We start from the raw sequence: 17,966 nt of genomic DNA on the forward strand, positions 1-17,966 counted from the left end.
CCGTTTTCTCCGGCATTGTCATAGCATCTTTGCTTGCAGCACCCACATGATGCCCTAATACTCGAAACGGTCGAACACGAAGGGACACGCCAGAATGCTATTGGCCATGAGATTGCTCATGTTCCTCATGGTCGTGGCCGCCGTGGTCTATGGTGCCGTGTCGCTTGTGCGATGGGCCGGAAGCAGAGGAGACGTTATGTCGGGAACGGGCCTGCAAAAGCTGTCCTTCGCATTGCTTGTTGGACTGATGCTCTATGCCGCCGTGACCGGAGGGGTTTGATGGCACAACGATTTGGCGGCAAGTATAGCCCCGACAGCAACGGGCCCGATGCTTCGCAGGCGACGTCAGAGCGTCCGTTCGCCGGAAAAACCGTCGCCCGTGCCGGGTTTCGGTCGAACGCATTGTTCCTACTGCCCTTTCCGTTTCTGATTTCAGCCTTCCGCAGTGAGCCGACCGGCCTTGCGCTGAACCTCGGCTGCTTTGGGCTGCTGATCCTTGCGGCGTGGCTGACCCGGGACGGGTTGCGCGCCGAAGACGCGTATGACGCCCGCAAAGTCGCCCGCAAACCCGCGATTCCCCGCAAAATCTTTGGGTCGGTGCTGACCGGACTGGGGCTGGCGCTGGCCGGTCTGGCCGATGGCAGCCTGTCCAATGCCGTGATTTTCGGTGGGCTTGGGGCCGTGCTGCATGGGTTTTCTTTCGGCCTCGATCCTCTGGTTAACAAAGGCATGGACAGCGCCAACCGGCACGATTCTGAACGGGTCGCCCGGGCGATCACCGGCGCAGAAGGCCATTTGTCGGCCATGTCCGAGGCGATCAGTCGAACCCGGGACCGGACCCTTGAAAGTCGGGTCGACCAGTTCAAGGCAACGGCCCGCAAGATGTTCCGCACCGTCGAGGACGATCCGCGCGACCTGACGGCAGCCCGCAAGTTCCTTGGCGTCTATTTGCAAGGCGCACGGGACGCGACCGTGAAATTTGCCGATCTCTACACCCGAAACCGCGACCCGCAGGCCAGAACCGACTATGTCGCGCTTTTGGATGATCTAGATCGCAATTTTGCCGCCAAAACAGAGACACTTCTGCTGGACAACCGCACCGATCTGAACATTGAGATTGAGGTCTTGCGCGAACGTCTGGACCGCGAAACCTGACTTACCGGAGAACCTCCATGTCCCAAACGATCCAAGCGAAGGCTGCCCAGACCATCACTCAGGTCGAAGAGGCCGCCCTTCCCTTGCCGATGCCAAAGAACGACCTCGTGACGCTGGATCAGGCCGAGGCGCCGGTTGCCGACGAAATCCGGCGCCGGATGGACGAAATCGATCTGACCAATACCGGCTCGATCATCGCGTTCGGATCGGGCGCGCAGGCCGAATTGCAGCAGATCAGTCAGGCGATGCTGGCCGATGTGCGCAACAAGGATGTCGGCCCGGCGGGCGACAGCCTGAAGGAAATCGTGTCCACCATTCGTGGGTTTTCCGTCGAAGAATTAGACCCGAATCGCAAGCGGTCCTGGTGGGACAAGCTGACTGGCAAGATGACCCCCGTGGCCCAATTCATGGCCCGGTATGAGAATGTTCAGGACCAGATCGACAAGATCACCGATACGCTGCTGGGGCACGAGCATAAGCTGTTGAAAGACATCAAGTCGCTCGACCTGCTCTACGCCAAGACCTTGGCCTTCTACGATGAGTTGGCGGTATATATCGCGGCAGGTGACGCGAAACTGACGGCGCTAGACAGCACCGACATCCCTGCCAAAGAGGCCGCGGTGGCCGCCCAAGCCCCGGAACAGCAAGTGATGGCTGCGCAAGAACTGCGCGATCTGCGGGCCGCACGGGACGATCTGGAACGGCGGGTCCACGACCTGCGCCTGACCCGTCAGGTGACAATGCAAAGCCTGCCCTCAATTCGGTTGGTGCAGGAAAACGACAAGTCGCTGGTCACCAAGATCAACTCGACGCTCGTCAACACTGTGCCGCTGTGGGAAACCCAACTGGCACAAGCCGTGACGATCCAGCGCTCCTCCGAAGCGGCGTCGGCCGTCAAAGAAGCCAGCGATCTGACCAATGAGCTGCTCACTGCCAACGCCAAGAACCTCCGGCAGGCCAACGCCACCGTCCGCAAGGAAATGGAACGCGGTGTGTTTGATATTGAAGCGGTCAAAGCGGCAAATGCCGATCTGATCGGCACGATCGAAGACAGCCTGCGCATTGCCGACGAAGGCAAGGCCAAGCGCAAGGCGGCTGAACAGGACTTGGTCAAGATGGAGCACGACTTGCGCGATACCCTGTCCGCCGCGAAGGCGTCATCCGCATCCAACCCGCCCGCATAGTGAGGTGATCCCATGCGCCCCGGCGCAGCTTTGTTTCGACGGGTCACGGGGGCCGCTGTCATGGCGGGCCTCGCGGCTTGCACAACCCCAAGCATTGCGCCGCCTGCGGCGCCCGTCCCTGTGGCCCCACCCGAGGCCATTCCGCGCCCGGCACCTCAGGCATCGGACGAAAGCAAAGCGCTGACCGCGCGGTATTCCGGGCTGGAATCAGATCTGTTGTCCCGCGGCCTGCTGCGCACTGATGGCGGCGGCATTGACACTCCGTTCGACGCGCGCATTTTGGCCAAGAATTTTATCCAAGTGGCGCTGTATGACGAATATGTTCCGGGTAGTAGCGGGCTAATCGCACGCGAAACCGCCAGTCGTCTGCGCCGCTGGCAAGACCCGGTGCGCCTGTCCATGGAATTTGGCAGCACCGTGCCCGACACGCAAAAGCGCAAGGATATGGCCGACGTTCAAGCGCTGGTCAGGGATCTGGTCTCGGCGTCCGATCACCCGATCTCGGTCTCCGACGATCAGCCAAATTTCGTGGTGTTGGTCATCAACGAGGACGAACGGCAGGCGATTGCGCCCCGACTGCGGGCTTTGATACCGGGGATCAGCGCGGACGTCATTCAGACGGTCACCACCATGCCGCCCACGACGTTCTGCATGGTCATCGCCTTTTCCAGCGACGACAGTCCGTATATTTACCGCCGCGCCGTCAGCATTGTGCGCGCCGAACATCCGTCGAAATTGCGGGCCTCGTGCTTTCACGAAGAGATCACGCAAGGCATGGGTCTAGCGAATGACAGCCCGGTGGCGCGACCGTCAATCTTCAACGATGACGAAGAATTCGCGCTGTTGACCAAGCAGGACCGGCTGATGTTGACGATCCTCTACGATCCGCGCTTGTCTCCGGGCATGACCCGTGCGCAAGCGGAACCGATCGTCAAACAGATTGCAAACGAACTACTGCCACCCCAAACTCTTTCAAGTTTCCACGAGGCGAGAGAAAGCTAACATGTCCATATTTAATTTCCTCTCGGGAGAGTTCATTGACGTCATCCATTGGACCGACGACACCCGGAACACCATGGTGTGGCGGTTTGAACGTCAGGGCCACGCGATCAAATACGGGGCTAAGCTGACCGTCCGCGAGGGACAAGCAGCCGTATTCGTCCACGAGGGGCAGATTGCCGACGTGTTCACACCAGGCCTTTACATGTTGGAAACCAACAACATGCCGGTGATGACGACGCTTCAGCACTGGGATCATGGCTTTCGCTCGCCGTTCAAGTCCGAAATCTATTTCGTCAACACGACCCGGTTCAACAATCTGAAATGGGGCACCAAGAACCCGATCATTCTGCGCGATCCGGAATACGGTCCGGTACGGGTCCGCGCCTTCGGCACCTACACGATCCGCGTGTCTGACCCGGCACGGTTCATGGTTGAAATCGTCGGGACCGACGGTGAGTTCACCATGGATGAGATCAGCTTTCAGGTCCGCAATATCATCGTTCAGGAATTCAGCCGGGTGATCGCCGCGTCCGGCATTCCGGTGCTGGACATGGCGGCAAACACCGCCGACCTTGGCAAGCTGATCGCAACCGAAATCAGCGCGACCCTGACCGGCTATGGCCTGACCATGCCCGAACTCTATATCGAAAACATCTCTCTGCCCGAAGCGGTCGAGGCCGCGCTCGACAAACGCACATCGGCGGGACTTGCCGGTGATTTGGGCCGCTTTACCCAATATTCCGCCGCCGAGGCAATGACCGCCGCAGCCGCCACCCCCGGCAGTGCCATGGGCGCATCAATCGGGGCCGGCATGGGCATGGGCATGGGGGCACAGATGACGCAGCCCGGCCCGTGGGGCGCCCGCCCGCAACAACCCGCAGCCCAAGCTGCCCCGATGCAGCCCCCGCCGCCACCGCCAGTGGAACATGTCTGGCACATTGCCGAAGGCGGCGCGACCAAAGGGCCATTCTCAAAGGCCGCCATGGGCCGCATGGTCACGGATGGCGCGCTGACGCGGGAAACTCATGTCTGGACCGCGGGACAGGACGGCTGGATTCGTGCCGAGGACGTCACAGAACTGGCGCAGCTTTTCACGGTGATGCCGCCGCCACCACCCGGTGCCTGAGCGATCCTTGATGCGCCGTAACTTGCCTTTCGTTTACGACCGGGACTTGTGATGTCAACCGAGATGGAACAGCACAAGTTTCCGTGCGAACAATGCGGTGCCGACTTGCGGTTTGATCCCGGTCAGGGCCAGCTTATTTGTGACCATTGCGGCCACACGCAAGAGCTGACCGACCGCAGCAACAATCCGTGGGGAAGCACCACCCTAAGGGAGATGGATTTCAAGACGGCCCTCGACGGGCGCTTGCCCGAGGTCGATCTGGAAGAAACCCGGGTCCTGAATTGCAGCAATTGCGGCGCGCAGGTCGAATTTGAACCGGGCATTCATGCCGCCGAATGCCCGTTCTGCGCCACTCCGGTCGTGACCGATACCGGCATCAGCCGCCACATCAAACCCAAGGGCCTGCTGCCCTTTGCGATGGATCAGAATGCCGCCAAATCGGCGATGACCGACTGGTTGGGGCGCCTGTGGTTCGCCCCGTCCGGACTGGCAGATTATGCCCGCAAGGGCCGCCGACTTGACGGCATTTATGTCCCCTACTGGACCTTCGATGCCAGGACCCGCAGCCGCTATACCGGTCAGCACGGCACGGTGTATTATGAGACCCGAACTGTGCGTCGGGACGGCAAGTTGCATACCGAAAGGGTCGCGAAAGTGCGCTGGCGTTCAGCGCGGGGCCAAGTTGCGCGGATGTTCGACGATGTTCTGGTGCTGGCCAGCCGGTCGTTGCCGCGCAAGTTTACTGATGGGCTGATGCCGTGGGATCTGTCGCAACTTGAACCCTACGCGCCAGAATATCTGGCCGGGTTGCGGGCTGAAGCCTATATGATCGAGCTTGACGAAGCCTTTGGAACCGCCCGCGCCGAGATGGACCGCACCATTGAGCGGGACGTGCGCTTTGACATCGGCGGCGACCGACAGCGGGTGACCAGCATCGACACGCAGGTCTCGGATGTGACCTTCAAACACGTCTTGCTGCCGATCTGGGTGGCGGCCTACCGATACAACGGCAAAAGCTATCGGTTTGTCGTGAACGGGCAAACCGGGCGGGTCCAAGGCGAACGCCCCTACTCGGTCTGGAAGATTGCGGCAGCCGTGATTGTGGGCCTTTTGATCGCTGGCGGCATCGCGTATGTTAACGCTATCAGCCAATAGCGGCGACCTTGGCGCACCCGCGACGGCGTGCGCCCAGACTATCTGAGGGGAGAAACGGATGATCCTGTGCTGCGGCGAAGCCCTGATCGACATGCTGCCACGTCAAGCCACCACTGGCGGAGCCTGTTTTCAACCCTTCTCGGGCGGCGCGGTGTTCAACACCTCCATCGCCCTTGGCCGCTTGGGCGCGCCTGCGGGCCTGTTCTCTGGTCTGTCCAACGATCTGTTTGGTGCGCAATTGGTCGCCACCCTGACCGATAGCGGCGTCGACACCGATTTGGCCGTGCGCAGCGACCGCCCGTCAACCCTTGCCTTCGTGGAATTGACCGACGGACAGGCGCGCTATGCGTTTTATGACGAAAACACCGCTGGCCGGATGCTGTCGGTCGATGACTTGCCCCCGATCCCTGCCGATGTCAGCACCCTCTTTTTCGGTGGGATCAGCTTGGCGGTCGAACCATGTGGCGCCACCTACGAGCATCTGATGCTGACCGAGGGCACAACCCGGGTCACCATGATCGACCCCAACATCCGCCCCGGCTTTATCAAGGATGAAAGCGCCTATCGGGCGCGGTTGGACCGGATGATCCGTGCAGCCGACATCGTGAAACTGTCAGATGAGGATCTGCATTGGCTGGTGGGCATCGGCGATAGTCGTGAGCTGGCACGCAAGGTCTTGGCCATGGGCCCGCGATTGGTCTGCATCACCGAGGGCGCCAAGGGTGCGTGGGGCATCACCGCCGACCATGACGTTTTTGTCAACGCAACCAAGGTCACGCCCGTCGATACTGTCGGGGCCGGCGACACCTTCAACGCAGGCGTGCTGGCCGCGCTGCATGAGGCGGGGGCGTTGGCCGGTGGCACGCTTGCCACCCTGTCCGAAGAGGTCATCCGCGACGCTGTGCGTCTGGCGACCCACGCGGCCGCCGTTACCGTATCCCGCGAGGGGGCCAATCCACCACGCCGATCTGAACTGGCCTGATGCGGGCGTTGATTCAGCGGGTCAGCTCTGCTGAGGTCCGGGTTGCAGATACCTGCATCGGCGCAATCGGTCCCGGCCTTGTGATCCTTGTCTGCGCCATGGCCGGTGACAGTGACAGCACGGTTGCCCCCTTGGCGGCCAAAATCGCCAAACTGAAGATTTTCAGCGACGAGGCCGGCAAGATGAACCGCTCGGTGTTGGACACGGGCGGCGCGGTCCTTGTCGTCAGCCAATTCACCCTTGCCGCCGACATCCGCAGCGGCAACCGGCCCGGGTTTTCCCATGCGGCCGCCCCCGCCGATGGCAAACGGCTCTATGAGGCGTTCGTCCACGCGCTTTCTGACTTATCAGTGCCGGTCGAGACCGGAGAATTCGGCGCCGACATGGCGGTGCACCTGATCAATGACGGACCGGTCACCATCTGGATGGATACCGCCAAGCCTGCCTGATCCCAGCGCCTTTACAGATTTCCCGTACCGGCCTAGCCATGCGCATCAACTGTCTTGTCCTTCGGGGGCACCTTCATCAACAGCGCCGCCATCGCCAATCCCGCAAACAGAACCGTGATCAATAGGAAAATGTCGACGAAGGACATGACCGTGGCTTGCTGCTGAACCCGCAGGCTCAATTGCATCAACGCGCCGGTGGCCCCTTCCAGACCCTGTGCGTCGAGGTTTGCCTCCATCATCGACAATTGCCGCAACACTTCCGGGTTTGACCAATTCAGATGCTCAGACAGGCGCTCGGCATGCAGGACATTGCGATTCGACAGCAGGGTGTTGATGACCGCAAGCCCCACAGCACCGCCCAGATTGCGCATCAGGTTGTACAGGCCCGATGCCCCTTTCATTTTCGAGGCCGGCAAGGTGCCAAGGGCAAGGTTGTTGATCGGCACCATACAGATCATCAACGACAACCCGCGCAAGATTTGCGGCACCAGCAATTCGTTGAAATCCCAATCCGCGGTTAGCCCCGTCAGCATCCATGTCGACGTGGCGAACCCCAGAAATCCGAGCAGCAACATCAGCCGCAGGTCAATTTTCGACGCCAACATCCCAGCAAGCGGCGCTGAGGCGAACATCGCCAGCCCGGACACAAACACCGTCTGTCCAATCATCAGGCTGTCATAGCCCCGGATCGACGACAGATAGAGCGGGTACAAATAGGTCAGCCCGTAAAGCCCGATCCCCATCACGAACGAAAACAGCGAGCCGACGGAAAAGTTGGCGTTGGTAAAGGCCGACAGATCAACAATGGGCTCATCACGGGTCAAGGCCCGCCAGAAGGTGACAACACCGCCGACCACCATCACCCCGGCCAAAATGGCCACAAGGTGATCTTGAAACCAGTCGTTGTTTGGGCCTTCCTCCAGCACATACTCCATGCCGCCCAGAAACCCGGCCAGCGCCGCCAGACCGATCCAGTCAAAGCGTTTGAGCAGCGGCCAATCCGGCTTATCAAAGTCGATCAACAGATAAGCCCCGATCGCCACGGCAATTCCCGGTGGAACATTGACCAGAAACAGCCAATGCCATGACAGGGTCGCACTCAGATATCCGCCCACGGTCGGACCAACGGTCGGCGCTAGAGTCGCAATCAACCCGATCATTGGCGACACAAGATTGCGCTTGGAGGGTGGAAAGATCGTAAATGCCGCCGCAAAGACTGCTGGGATCATGCCGCCGCCCAGAAAGCCCTGCACCCCGCGCCAAAGGATCATCTCATTGATCGATCCCGCAGTCGCGCACATGAAACTGGCGGCAGTAAATCCCGCAGCCGAGATGGAAAACAGCAGCCGCGTTGACATCGCCCGTGCCAGAAACCCCGACAGCGGAATCATGATAACCTCGGCGATCAGGTAACTGGTCTGAACCCAGCTGATCTCATCCGGGCTGGCGGCCAACCCCGCCTGAATTTCGGGCAAAGACGCCGACACGATCTGAATGTCGAGAATGGCCATGAACATGCCGACGACCATCACCAAAAAGGCGATCAGTCGGCGCGGTGTCATCTCTGGTTCGGCGGACATCTCACTGGGCCGCAGCAAGCGCGGCGATATCGGCCGTCTTTGTCGCAGCGGCCCCACCGGTCCGGCTGTCAACTTCGACGGTCACGGACAAGCCCGCGCGGATACCGCCAGTCGCCAGCGCCGCATCGGGCACATTGATCCGCACCGGCACGCGCTGCACCACCTTGGTGAAGTTGCCGGTGGCATTGTCCGCTGGCAACAGCGAAAACACCGCCCCGGTGGCCGGGGACGCCGACGCCACCGTGCTGGCAAAGTCTTGCCCCGGCAGGGCGTCGAACGACAGATGCACGGTGGAGCCGGGCACAATGCCATCCATCTGTGTTTCCTTGAAATTTGCCTCGACATAGAGACCGTCTTGCGGGACCAACGCGGCCAACCGCACCCCGGCAGAGACCAGATCGCCGGTCTCGATGGCAAGATTGGCAATCACGCCGTCAACAGGGGCGCGCAGGACAGTGAGATCAAGATCGCGTTGTGCTTGATCCACCGCGATGTCCAGCGCGCGCCGTGCACCGTCTGATTCCGCCCGCTCCGCTTGCAAGACCGCGACCTGCGCTTCGGCACTGGCGACAAAGGCCCGCGCTTTGGCCATCTCGGCGGTCGCGGTCTCGAAATCCTCAATCGCGGCATCCAATTGCGCCTGCGCCACCACCTTGCGATCCGACAGGCCTTGGACCCGGGTTAAAGTGGTCTGGGCGTTTCGCAATTGCGCCTGCGCCGAATCGCGCATCGCCTCGGCCTCGGCCACACTGGCTTTGGCGGCGGTGATCTGGGCGTCGATTCGCTGCAAGGTCAAACCCGCCGTCGCCACCCGGCTTTTCGCCGTTTCAAGCGCATTGCGGTAATCGCCATCGTCCAATCGGATTAAGACGTCACCGGCGGCCACTCGGTCATTGGCCTGTACGGCAAGGTCGGTCACATAGCCTTGGACCCGGCTGGAAATCAGGGTGATGTCGGCGTCGACATAGGCATCATCGGTCGAAACCATGAACCGGCCCGTCGTCCACCACTGATACCCCTCATATCCACCTGCCCCGATCACGGCGGCGGCAAGCAGACCGAAGATCACCGGTTTCAGGCCTCGGCGTTTGACCGAAGCCGCCTCAGGGCGGGCATGAGGCTGCGAGACCGGAACCCGGATCGTGCTGACCGGCGGCAAGCTGGCGCGCGGTGTCTCTGTCGTGGTCGGGTCTTGGGTCATTTGTGTGGTCCTTGCGGCATCCCCGGATGGGTACATCTGCGGGCGGGCTGGCGATCAGCCGGATCGAACCGATTGGTTCGAGGATCGACTTAGGCCAGCCGACCGTGCCGATCAAGACTTCACCGAACCGGTTGGTTCGATTATGCTGCACAGGTCCCTGTGCGAAATTGTTGGAGCTCGCCTTGAATGAATAAGTTAGATTGCACCGGGCCGGACCACATCCCACAAAAGCGCCGCCATGCAGCCGGCGCTGACCCGGCGAAGCGCGACCAGATTCTTGATGGTGCGGTCACCGCGTTTTTCAGTCGCGGCTTTGACGGCACCAGCATGAACGATGTCTGCCGCGCATCGAACGTATCCAAGGGGACGCTCTACGTCTATTTTGCCGACAAGGTGGCACTGTTCGAAGCCATGGTCTCGCGCGAACGGGACCGGTTGTTTCTGGGATTAGAGGCGACGCTGACCTCGGATCGACCCTTGGCCGAGAAACTGACCATCTTTGGCCGACAGGTGGCAGAAAGTCTTGGCTCCGACCGGGTGATCCGCACCCACCGCATGGTGATCGGTGCGGTCGAGACCCTTCCGGAACTAGGGGTTCGGTTCTACGATTCCGGCGCGCGCCGTGGTCAGGCGGGGTTGTTGAAGCTTCTCGAACGCGAAATCACACTGGGCCATCTGCGCATTCCCGATCCCGCCCTTGGCGCGTCGCAGTTTCTTGAATTGTGCCTTGCCGGGACGTTTCGGCAACGGCTGCTCGGCAAAGCTCCGCTGCCCCCCGCCCCGGACCGGATAGCGGCGACGGTCGACAGTGCGGTCACAATGTTTCTCACCGCCTATGCCGTGGGTGACAGGCAGGGCGGCACCGGCGCGGTTTAACCGGTTAGCGATGTTCCTCGGCGGCGGTCGCGGCCAGCATGTTCGCATAGGCCATGAACGCATCCGCCCGGTACAGCGTGCCCACATAGACCGGTGGCCCCACCCCCTGCGCGGGCGCAGCGATGACCGGCAAGTAATCCGCGCTATCCGGTTGGAACAGCACCATAGCCTGTTCCAAGGTTGCGCCCGGCGCCACAGATTGGCCCGCGCCGATCAACGCAGCGCTTTCAGGCGGAAACGGCGCACCGGGATAGGACCGTTTGCGCAAGACCTCAGAGACCGGAACGGTTGCCAGGAGATAGGCTTGCGGACCGGCGCTTAAGCGGACCCCGCGCCGTTCCAGTTGGGTCAAAAAGAAAGAGCGCTCGACGACCCGGCTGGCCAGCGCCGTCGACAAAGACACGGCTGTCATCACCGCAAGTCCTGTTTGCCAGTCCCCGGTCAGTTCAAACACGATCAGCGTGGTCGAAATCGGTGCGCCCAGCACCGCCGCAGCGACCGCGCCCATGCCTGCCAGCGCATAGAGCGTCTCAGAGCCAGAGACGTGCGGGAAGATGCTGGTGGCCACCATTCCGAAGGCCAGACCGGACAACGCCCCCACCATCAGCGACGGTGAGAACACGCCGCCGCCCATACGCCCGCCGAACGTGATGGCCACAGCGACGCATTTGATGACCGCAAACAGAACCGCATCGTGAAAGGTCAACTGCCCGGTCAGGGCCGAGGCCGTCGTCTGATACCCGACCCCGATCACATGCGGGAACCAGATCGCAACCAACCCCATCAACAATCCGGCGAACGCGGGCCGCAACCAGCGTTTCATCCCGGTCCGCCGGGTGATGTAGGTACCCACATCCTCGGCCCAGAACACTGCCAGCATCAAAGCAATGGCAATCAAGCCGCTCACCAAGCCAAGAACAAGAAACGCCGGCAGTTCGACGTAAAAGTCCAGACTGCCCGGCTCTGGCAGGACAAACTCGGTTACGCCGCCAAATTCCAGCCGGTTGATCACGGTTCCTGCTACCGACGCGATCACAATCGGGGCAAAGGCGTTCAGCGCGAAGTGGCGTAGCACCACCTCCAGCGCAAACAGCGCCCCCGCAATCGGGGCATTGAACGACGCCGAAACCGCACCGGCCACGGCACAGCCCAGAAGATCGCGGCCCGTGACCCCATCGCAGCGCAGCCGCACACACACCCAGGTTGAGATGGTCGCCGCCAGATGCACAACCGGGCCTTCGCGTCCGGTGGAGCCACCGGTCGACACCGTGATCAAAGAGGCCACCGCCGAGGCGACCCCCTCCTTGACCGCCACCCGGCCCCCATTCAGGGCCGCGCCTTCGATCACATCTGCCACCGTGTGAACCGACCCGTTCGGGGTGAACCGATCCAAAATCAGCCCAACAACAAGCCCCCCCACCACCGGCACCGTGATCAGCCACCACCACGGCAAACCGTTGAGGACGGTTGCCAGCGTTCGGCCATCGGTCCCGTAGACAAGCAAGGTTAGCCGATCAATGCTGAGCCGAAACAACAGAGCTGCAAACCCGGCTGCGGCGCCGATCACCAATGCAAGACACCAAAACCACAGCTTGGCGGGCCATCGCACGCGCATACGCCGCCAATTCCGCACCACGACCGACCCGATTCCAGGCCGGGTCTCGGCAGGGCCAAGGTTCTTCGCGCCGGTCACGCAGACCCTTTAGGCGCACTGACACCACTCGCGCTCATCACCCCGTTGCCCCGCCCTTTCCTGCCCGACGCGATCCTGACGCATCCGACATGCATCATGCCGACAGCAGCGCACGTGCGGCGTGACGCGCCTCCGTCGACACTTGATCCCCAGAAATCATCCGGGCGATTTCATCAATGCGGTCCTGCGGCGCCAATGGCACAACGGTCGAGGTTGTCACGCCATCCGTCACCCGTTTTTCAACCCGCCAATGATGCGCGCCCAAGGCGGCAACCTGCGGCGAATGGGTCACGACCAGAACCTGACCGCCACTGTCATTGGCCAACGCCGCCAGTCTGCGTCCCACCGCATCCGCCGTGGCCCCGCCGACGCCGCGGTCGATCTCGTCGAAGATCATGGTCACGCCGGAACTGTCCGAGGTCAGGCAAACCTTGAGCGCCAGCAGGAAGCGAGACAACTCGCCCCCAGAGGCGATCTTTTCCAATGCCCCCGCCGGAGCGCCGGGGTTCGTCGCCACGCGGAAGGCCACGACATCGCGCCCATCGGGACCGTCCCGGCCAGGGTCCACCACCGTGGTAAACACGGCACGGTCCATCTTAAGCGGGGCCAGTTCGGCCATCATCGCCGCATCAAGCCGGCGTGCCGCTTGTTGCCGCGACAGGGTCAACGCGTCCGCAACCGCGTCCAGATCAGCCCGTGCTGCCGCCAAGTCCGCATCCAGCGCTGTCAACGTGTCGGCACCTTGGTCAATTCCGTCGATCCGTGCCGAAAAAGCATTCGCCAAAGCGGCCAGATCATCAGGCAACACATCATGCTTGCGCGCCAAGGCACGCAGGGCGAACAACCGCTCTTCAGTATTTTCCAACTCGAAGGGATCATAGCTGATCGCGTCAAGGCAGGCGTCGATCCCGGATTGTGCCTCGGCAAGTTCCGCCATCGCACGGTCCAGCGCCGCAATCGGAGCTTGAAGCTGGTCCTCCAGCCCACGCGCCGCATCTTCCAGCCACCGGGCCGCATCGGCAAACAGCCGCTCTACCCCAGCCGGTCCAAGGGCCTCAGCCGCTTGCTGCACGTCTTTACCCAACCGCTCCGCCGCCTGCATCCGACGCCGCGCCTTGTCCAACACCGCATCCTCGCCCGGTTGCGGGTTCAGGGCAGCAAGTTCGACAAGGGCATGGCGCAGGAACTCTTCTTCCTGACGCGCGGCCTCTAAGGTCTCTGCGGCAGTTGTGCGGGCCTTGCGGGCGGCAGCCACCCGCCGCCACGCAACGCGCACACGGTCCAGCAGATCGGGATGCGCGGCAAAGCTATCCAGAAGGGCCAAATGCTGACGGGAATCCAGCAAGCCCCGGTCATCGTGTTGGCCATGCAGTTCGACCAGACAATCGGACAACCCGCGCAACACCTCTCCGGTGCAGCGCCGGTCGTTGACCCAAGCGGTTTTCCGGCCATCGGGTGCGATGCTGCGACGAAGAACCAGCTCATCGCCATCCGGCAATCCGGCTTCTTGTAAAATCGCATGCGCCGCGTGATCCGCTGACAGATCGAAGCTGGCCGAGACCACGCCCTGCTTGGTGCCGTGCCGGACCAGATCGGTCCGCCCCCGCCACCCCAGAACGAATCCCAGACAATCTAGTAGGATGGATTTTCCTGTGCCGGTTTCGCCGGTCAACACATTCAGGCCCGGCTGGAATTCAAGATCCAGCCGCTCAATGATCAGGATATCGCGAATCTCTAGCCCCCGGAGCATCTCCGACCGCCAACCCTTCCCACACCGCCACGCGCCCTTATCGGGCCCGTGCGTCCATTAAATCCACTCGCCCTTGACCGACTGCCGATAGACGGCGCGGATCCAGCTTTCGCCCACCGGCTCCAGCAACAACCCCTGCCCGGTCAGCAACGTAAAGCTGTCCTGATACCATTCGGAAGACTGGTAGTTGTATCCCAGAACCGCCCCGGCTGTCTGCGCCTCATTCACCAAGCCCAACGACAGATAGCTTTCCACCAAGCGATGAAGCGCCTCTGGGGTCTGGCTGGTGGTCTGGAAGTCTTCAACCACGACCCGGAACCGGTTGATGGCCGCTGCGTAATACCCCCGCTTGAGATAATAGCGCCCGATTTCCATCTCTTTGGCCGCAAGGTGATCGAAGGCCAGATCAAACTTCAGAATCGCCGACCGTGCATATTCACTGTCGGGATAGCGTTCGATCACTGTCCGGAGGGCTTGCAAGGCCTGAAAGGTCAGACCCTGATCCCGGCCAACGTCGTCGATCTGATCGTAATAGCTAAGCGCCAAAAGATACTGCGCATAAGCCGCATCTTCGTCGGCGGGATAGAAGTCGATGTAGCGTTGCGCTGCCGCCCGGCTTTCGTCGTACAGCTTGTCACGATGCAACGCAAAAGCCTGCATAATCAACGCCCGCTTCGCCCACTCAGAATAGGGATACAGCCGTTCGACTTCGCTGAAGTACTTGGCGGAATCGACGTAGTTGCCGACCTCCAACTCGTACTCCGCCCGGTCATAAATTTCCTTGGGCGTAAAGTTCTCCAGTGGCGGCGGGCTGTCATCACCACAGCCAGCGACAAGCAGGGCAAGACACCCTGCTGCAACGACTCGCTTTAATCGCCCGGCTTTATTCACTGAAGACCCTGCCAAATCACGAGGTTCCTTACCCGTCAGGGTTGGACTAGCATGAAAGAAAACCGGGAAAAATGCCCTTTCCCGGTTTTTCTGGATCAAATGATTGTTGAACGGGTTTTCGCCGACTACGCACAGAGAGCCAGATCACCTTGACTGACCCCCGCACCGGGCAAGGAATACGTCGTTTCCGGATCGCATTCGACGATTTCATAGGCCGTCGGATCGGCGAAGACCGCACGCAGAAGCCGGTTCGTCATAGTGTGCCCGGCACGGACGCCAATGTAGCGGCCAAGAATCGGGGCCCCTGCCAATGCCAGATCCCCCAAGGCATCCAACATCTTGTGGCGAACCGGTTCATCCGTATGGCGCAGGCCGCCAGGGCTGACGACCAGATCGCCATCGAACACAACCGCGTTCGCCGTCGTTCCGCCAAGGGCCAACCCGGCTTCGCGCATCGCATCCACGTCGGACTGGCGACAGAACGTCCGGCTGTCACACAGCGTCCGGACAAACGCGCCATTGCGCATGTTCAGGCTGCGGCTCTGAGTCCCGATGGCGGCGTCCTCGAACGCAATGCTGAAATCGATGAACAGGCCGCTATCGGGCTCCAACCGGGCGACAGCGCCATTATGGGCAACTTCGACCGGGCGCAGAATCTTGATCGCCAAGCTTGCGCCAGACTGCGCCTCAAGACCTGATTGCAAGATCTTGCGCACGAAGGGTGCCGCGCTGCCATCAAGAATCGGAACTTCGGGGCCGTCGATATCGATCAGCGCATTGCGCACCCCAAGACCGGCAAGGGCAGCCATCAAATGCTCAATGGTCGATACCGTCACGCCAGTTTCGGTGCGCAGCTTGGTGCAAAGCGGCGACTGATCCACCATGTGCCACAAAGCCGGCAGATAAGCGTCGTCGCCAGCCGCATCGGTCCGGTGAAAGATAATGCCATGATCCACAGCAGCAGGCCGAACGGTCATGCGAACAGGACGACCGGAATGAAGACCGATCCCCTTGAATTCCACCGATGTTTTCAGTGTGGTTTGCATGACGTCCCTCAACTTTCTGCGCAGAAACGCTGCGTTGATCCTTAGCTAATCGGGGGCCTGCGTCATCACAACACACAGATTACAACGGTCTGAAACATGCGAATTCGGCCACCGGCGCAAATCCGCCCCTTGGGACAAAAGATTGGGTTAATCCGTTGATTATAAACGAAAAGAGCCGGCTGTTCGCCGGCTCTTTCAGATCACATTTATTAATGTAAATTAATTCGCTTGGCGACGCAGAAATGCCGGGATTTCGATCCGGTCCAGTTCGGCGTCATCTTCCGGGTTCTCTTGCGGCAAGGATTGTACCGGCGGCTGCGACCGCCCGGCCTGTGCGCGCGGGTCTTGCGAATGGCCGGTCATCCGGTTGATCAACGAGTTGATGCCAAACCGCGATTTGTCTGCCGCCGGCTGAGTCGAGCCGAAGGCGTTGTCCGACCCGGACGACGCGCCACCCTCGGGGGATTTGCGCACAGCAGCTTCCAAGCGGCGCAGGGTTTCCGGGGTTGGAGACCCAGCCAAACCGGACCGTTGCTGGGCTGCCGTGGGCTGCGCCATGGCCGGGGCAGCCGGTTGCGGCATGTAGGCCGGAGGCGGCAGATCGTCATCCGCCGCGGTCGGACGCGCGGCCGGAAGCGGATCAAGATCGTGGAACATCGCCGGTTCTTCGGCCTTGGCGGCAGGTTTCTGCGCCGCGGGAGTCTGCGCTGCATCTTCACTGCGATAGTCCTTCGCGGCGACTTCAGCGGACACTTCCACATGCACGGTATTGGTCAGCGGCTCGGCCAGACGGCGACGCTGTACTGGAACTTCTTCGACATTTTGGGCCGCATCGATTCCCGTTGCGACAACCGAGACACGCATCCGGCCTTCCATCTCGGGATCGAGGGTCGACCCGACGATGATGTTGGCATCCGGGTCGACTTCTTCGCGGATTCGGTTTGCGGCCTCGTCCAGTTCGAACAGGGTCAGATCGTAGCCGCCTGTGATGTTGATCAGCACGCCGCGCGCGCCTTTCAGTGAGATTTCGTCGAGCAGCGGGTTGGCGATGGCCTTTTCAGCCGCTTGCAGCGCACGGTTTTCGCCCTCGCCCTCGCCGGTTCCCATCATCGCCTTGCCCATTTCGTCCATCACGGCACGAACGTCAGCAAAGTCGAGGTTGATCAGACCCGGACGAACCATCAGGTCCGTCACGCCTTTGACGCCCTGATACAGCACGTCGTCGGCCAGAGAAAACGCCTCGGTGAAGGTCGTTTTCTCGTTGGCCAACCGGAACAGGTTTTGGTTAGGAATGATGATCAGCGTATCGACGACCTTTTGCAGCGCCTCGATACCGTCCTCGGCCTTGCGCATGCGCTTGGCACCCTCGAACTGGAACGGTTTGGTCACGACGCCGACAGTCAGAACCCCAAGCTCACGTGCGGCCTGCGCGATGATCGGCGCAGCGCCCGTCCCGGTACCGCCGCCCATTCCGGCAGTGATAAAACACATGTGGCTGCCGACCAGATGATCGACAATTTCTTCAATTGATTCTTCAGCAGCCGCAGCACCAACAGCTGGACGCGCCCCCGCGCCCAAGCCTTCGGTGACTTTGACCCCCATCTGGACCTTCGCTTTCGAATGGCTGTGCGACAGGGCCTGCGCGTCGGTATTCGCAACCACGAAATCGACGCCATCCAACTGCTTCTCGATCATATTATTGACCGCGTTGCCGCCTGCGCCACCGACGCCGAAAACGGTGATCTTCGGTCGCAGGTCATCCTGATCTGGGATAGTCAGAGTCAATGCCATCTTAAGTCCGCCTGTGGGTATGCGGACATTCGGTCCGCTGTTGTACGTGCGGACTTTGCGCCCGCGGCTGCTCATTGGATGGAAT

General features: G+C 61.2%; 16 protein-coding genes. 9 read left to right on the forward strand and 7 right to left on the reverse strand.

From position 1 onward, the window contains the following. Positions 1 to 106 precede the first annotated feature (106 nt). The 8 genes from BV911_RS19565 to dtd are packed head-to-tail and all read left to right on the forward strand — an operon-like array spanning position 107 to position 7,053. The gene (locus BV911_RS19565; RefSeq protein ID WP_168184030.1) at positions 107 to 280 is read left to right on the forward strand and encodes a hypothetical protein; all 174 of its coding nucleotides are present in this window, start codon (positions 107 to 109) and stop codon (positions 278 to 280) included. Next, entirely contained in the window at positions 280 to 1,155 is an 876-nt protein-coding gene (locus BV911_RS09990) for a 5-bromo-4-chloroindolyl phosphate hydrolysis family protein (protein ID WP_086053469.1), read from the forward strand. Before BV911_RS19565 ends, BV911_RS09990 begins: the two co-directional genes overlap by 1 nt. 17 nt (positions 1,156 to 1,172) lie before the next feature. Further along, the gene (locus BV911_RS09995) at positions 1,173 to 2,339 is read left to right on the forward strand and encodes a toxic anion resistance protein (RefSeq protein WP_086053470.1); all 1,167 of its coding nucleotides are present in this window, start codon (positions 1,173 to 1,175) and stop codon (positions 2,337 to 2,339) included. A 12-nt stretch (positions 2,340 to 2,351) separates the two neighbouring features. Next, on the forward strand, positions 2,352 to 3,341 hold the full coding sequence (locus BV911_RS10000; protein WP_086053471.1) for a DUF2927 domain-containing protein: 990 nt from the start codon (positions 2,352 to 2,354) through the stop codon (positions 3,339 to 3,341). A gap of 1 nt (position 3,342) precedes the next feature. Then, a complete protein-coding gene (locus BV911_RS10005) occupies positions 3,343 to 4,467 on the forward strand; it encodes an SPFH domain-containing protein (RefSeq protein ID WP_086053472.1) in 1,125 nt (374 codons plus the stop codon). 51 nt (positions 4,468 to 4,518) lie between these two features. Next, on the forward strand, positions 4,519 to 5,622 hold the full coding sequence (locus BV911_RS10010; protein ID WP_086053473.1) for a TFIIB-type zinc finger domain-containing protein: 1,104 nt from the start codon (positions 4,519 to 4,521) through the stop codon (positions 5,620 to 5,622). Positions 5,623 to 5,680: 58 nt separating this feature from the next. Next, a complete protein-coding gene (locus BV911_RS10015; protein WP_086053474.1) occupies positions 5,681 to 6,604 on the forward strand; it encodes a carbohydrate kinase in 924 nt (307 codons plus the stop codon). Continuing rightward, on the forward strand, positions 6,604 to 7,053 hold the full coding sequence (dtd, locus tag BV911_RS10020; protein ID WP_086053475.1) for a D-aminoacyl-tRNA deacylase: 450 nt from the start codon (positions 6,604 to 6,606) through the stop codon (positions 7,051 to 7,053). Before BV911_RS10015 ends, dtd begins: the two co-directional genes overlap by 1 nt. Before the next feature lie 32 nt (positions 7,054 to 7,085). Here dtd and BV911_RS10025 read toward each other — a convergent pair whose 3' ends face one another. Continuing rightward, positions 7,086 to 8,633, reverse strand: coding sequence for a DHA2 family efflux MFS transporter permease subunit (locus BV911_RS10025; protein ID WP_086053501.1), 1,548 nt, complete (start codon positions 8,631 to 8,633; stop codon positions 7,086 to 7,088). Position 8,634: 1 nt separating this feature from the next. Next, positions 8,635 to 9,834 (reverse strand): HlyD family secretion protein, encoded by a 1,200-nt coding sequence (locus tag BV911_RS10030; RefSeq protein WP_086053476.1) that lies wholly within the window; start codon positions 9,832 to 9,834, stop codon positions 8,635 to 8,637. 186 nt (positions 9,835 to 10,020) lie between these two features. Here BV911_RS10030 and BV911_RS10035 point away from each other — a divergent pair, with 186 nt between their 5' ends. Continuing rightward, on the forward strand, positions 10,021 to 10,710 hold the full coding sequence (locus BV911_RS10035) for a TetR/AcrR family transcriptional regulator (RefSeq protein ID WP_086053477.1): 690 nt from the start codon (positions 10,021 to 10,023) through the stop codon (positions 10,708 to 10,710). A 4-nt stretch (positions 10,711 to 10,714) separates the two neighbouring features. Here BV911_RS10035 and BV911_RS10040 read toward each other — a convergent pair whose 3' ends face one another. The 5 genes from BV911_RS10040 to ftsZ all read right to left on the reverse strand — a co-directional run bounded on the left by BV911_RS10040 (position 10,715) and on the right by ftsZ (position 17,881). Beyond that, entirely contained in the window at positions 10,715 to 12,325 is a 1,611-nt protein-coding gene (locus BV911_RS10040; RefSeq protein ID WP_086053502.1) for a chloride channel protein, read from the reverse strand. Between the two features lie 172 nt (positions 12,326 to 12,497). Next, positions 12,498 to 14,153 carry a DNA repair protein RecN gene (recN, locus tag BV911_RS10045; RefSeq protein ID WP_086053478.1) on the reverse strand — a complete coding sequence of 552 codons (1,656 nt, stop codon included), beginning with the start codon at positions 14,151 to 14,153 and terminating at the stop codon, positions 12,498 to 12,500. A gap of 57 nt (positions 14,154 to 14,210) precedes the next feature. Continuing rightward, positions 14,211 to 15,044 (reverse strand): outer membrane protein assembly factor BamD, encoded by an 834-nt coding sequence (locus BV911_RS10050; RefSeq protein ID WP_256388249.1) that lies wholly within the window; start codon positions 15,042 to 15,044, stop codon positions 14,211 to 14,213. Positions 15,045 to 15,169: 125 nt separating this feature from the next. Continuing rightward, on the reverse strand, positions 15,170 to 16,090 hold the full coding sequence (gene lpxC / locus BV911_RS10055) for a UDP-3-O-acyl-N-acetylglucosamine deacetylase (protein WP_086053480.1): 921 nt from the start codon (positions 16,088 to 16,090) through the stop codon (positions 15,170 to 15,172). Between the two features lie 219 nt (positions 16,091 to 16,309). Further along, on the reverse strand, positions 16,310 to 17,881 hold the full coding sequence (gene ftsZ / locus BV911_RS10060) for a cell division protein FtsZ (RefSeq protein WP_086053481.1): 1,572 nt from the start codon (positions 17,879 to 17,881) through the stop codon (positions 16,310 to 16,312). Positions 17,882 to 17,966: the final 85 nt, after the last annotated feature.

The sequence above is a fragment of the Pseudoruegeria sp. SK021 genome (assembly GCF_002119405.1).
Classification (GTDB): domain Bacteria; phylum Pseudomonadota; class Alphaproteobacteria; order Rhodobacterales; family Rhodobacteraceae; genus Meridianimarinicoccus.

Bases quoted from the DNA above. Each gene is read 5' to 3' on its own strand.
- BV911_RS19565 (WP_168184030.1), top strand. From the start codon at position 107: ATGAGATTGCTCATGTTCCTCATGGTCGTGGCCGCCGTGGTCTATGGT.
- BV911_RS09990 (WP_086053469.1), top strand. From the start codon at position 280: ATGGCACAACGATTTGGCGGCAAGTATAGCCCCGACAGCAACGGGCCC.
- BV911_RS09995 (WP_086053470.1), top strand. From the start codon at position 1,173: ATGTCCCAAACGATCCAAGCGAAGGCTGCCCAGACCATCACTCAGGTC.
- BV911_RS10000 (WP_086053471.1), top strand. From the start codon at position 2,352: ATGCGCCCCGGCGCAGCTTTGTTTCGACGGGTCACGGGGGCCGCTGTC.
- BV911_RS10005 (WP_086053472.1), top strand. From the start codon at position 3,343: ATGTCCATATTTAATTTCCTCTCGGGAGAGTTCATTGACGTCATCCAT.
- BV911_RS10010 (WP_086053473.1), top strand. From the start codon at position 4,519: ATGTCAACCGAGATGGAACAGCACAAGTTTCCGTGCGAACAATGCGGT.
- BV911_RS10015 (WP_086053474.1), top strand. From the start codon at position 5,681: ATGATCCTGTGCTGCGGCGAAGCCCTGATCGACATGCTGCCACGTCAA.
- dtd (WP_086053475.1), top strand. From the start codon at position 6,604: ATGCGGGCGTTGATTCAGCGGGTCAGCTCTGCTGAGGTCCGGGTTGCA.
- BV911_RS10025 (WP_086053501.1), bottom strand. From the start codon at position 8,633: ATGTCCGCCGAACCAGAGATGACACCGCGCCGACTGATCGCCTTTTTG.
- BV911_RS10030 (WP_086053476.1), bottom strand. From the start codon at position 9,834: ATGACCCAAGACCCGACCACGACAGAGACACCGCGCGCCAGCTTGCCG.
- BV911_RS10035 (WP_086053477.1), top strand. From the start codon at position 10,021: ATGAATAAGTTAGATTGCACCGGGCCGGACCACATCCCACAAAAGCGC.
- BV911_RS10040 (WP_086053502.1), bottom strand. From the start codon at position 12,325: ATGCGCGTGCGATGGCCCGCCAAGCTGTGGTTTTGGTGTCTTGCATTG.
- recN (WP_086053478.1), bottom strand. From the start codon at position 14,153: ATGCTCCGGGGGCTAGAGATTCGCGATATCCTGATCATTGAGCGGCTG.
- lpxC (WP_086053480.1), bottom strand. From the start codon at position 16,090: ATGCAAACCACACTGAAAACATCGGTGGAATTCAAGGGGATCGGTCTT.
- ftsZ (WP_086053481.1), bottom strand. From the start codon at position 17,881: ATGGCATTGACTCTGACTATCCCAGATCAGGATGACCTGCGACCGAAG.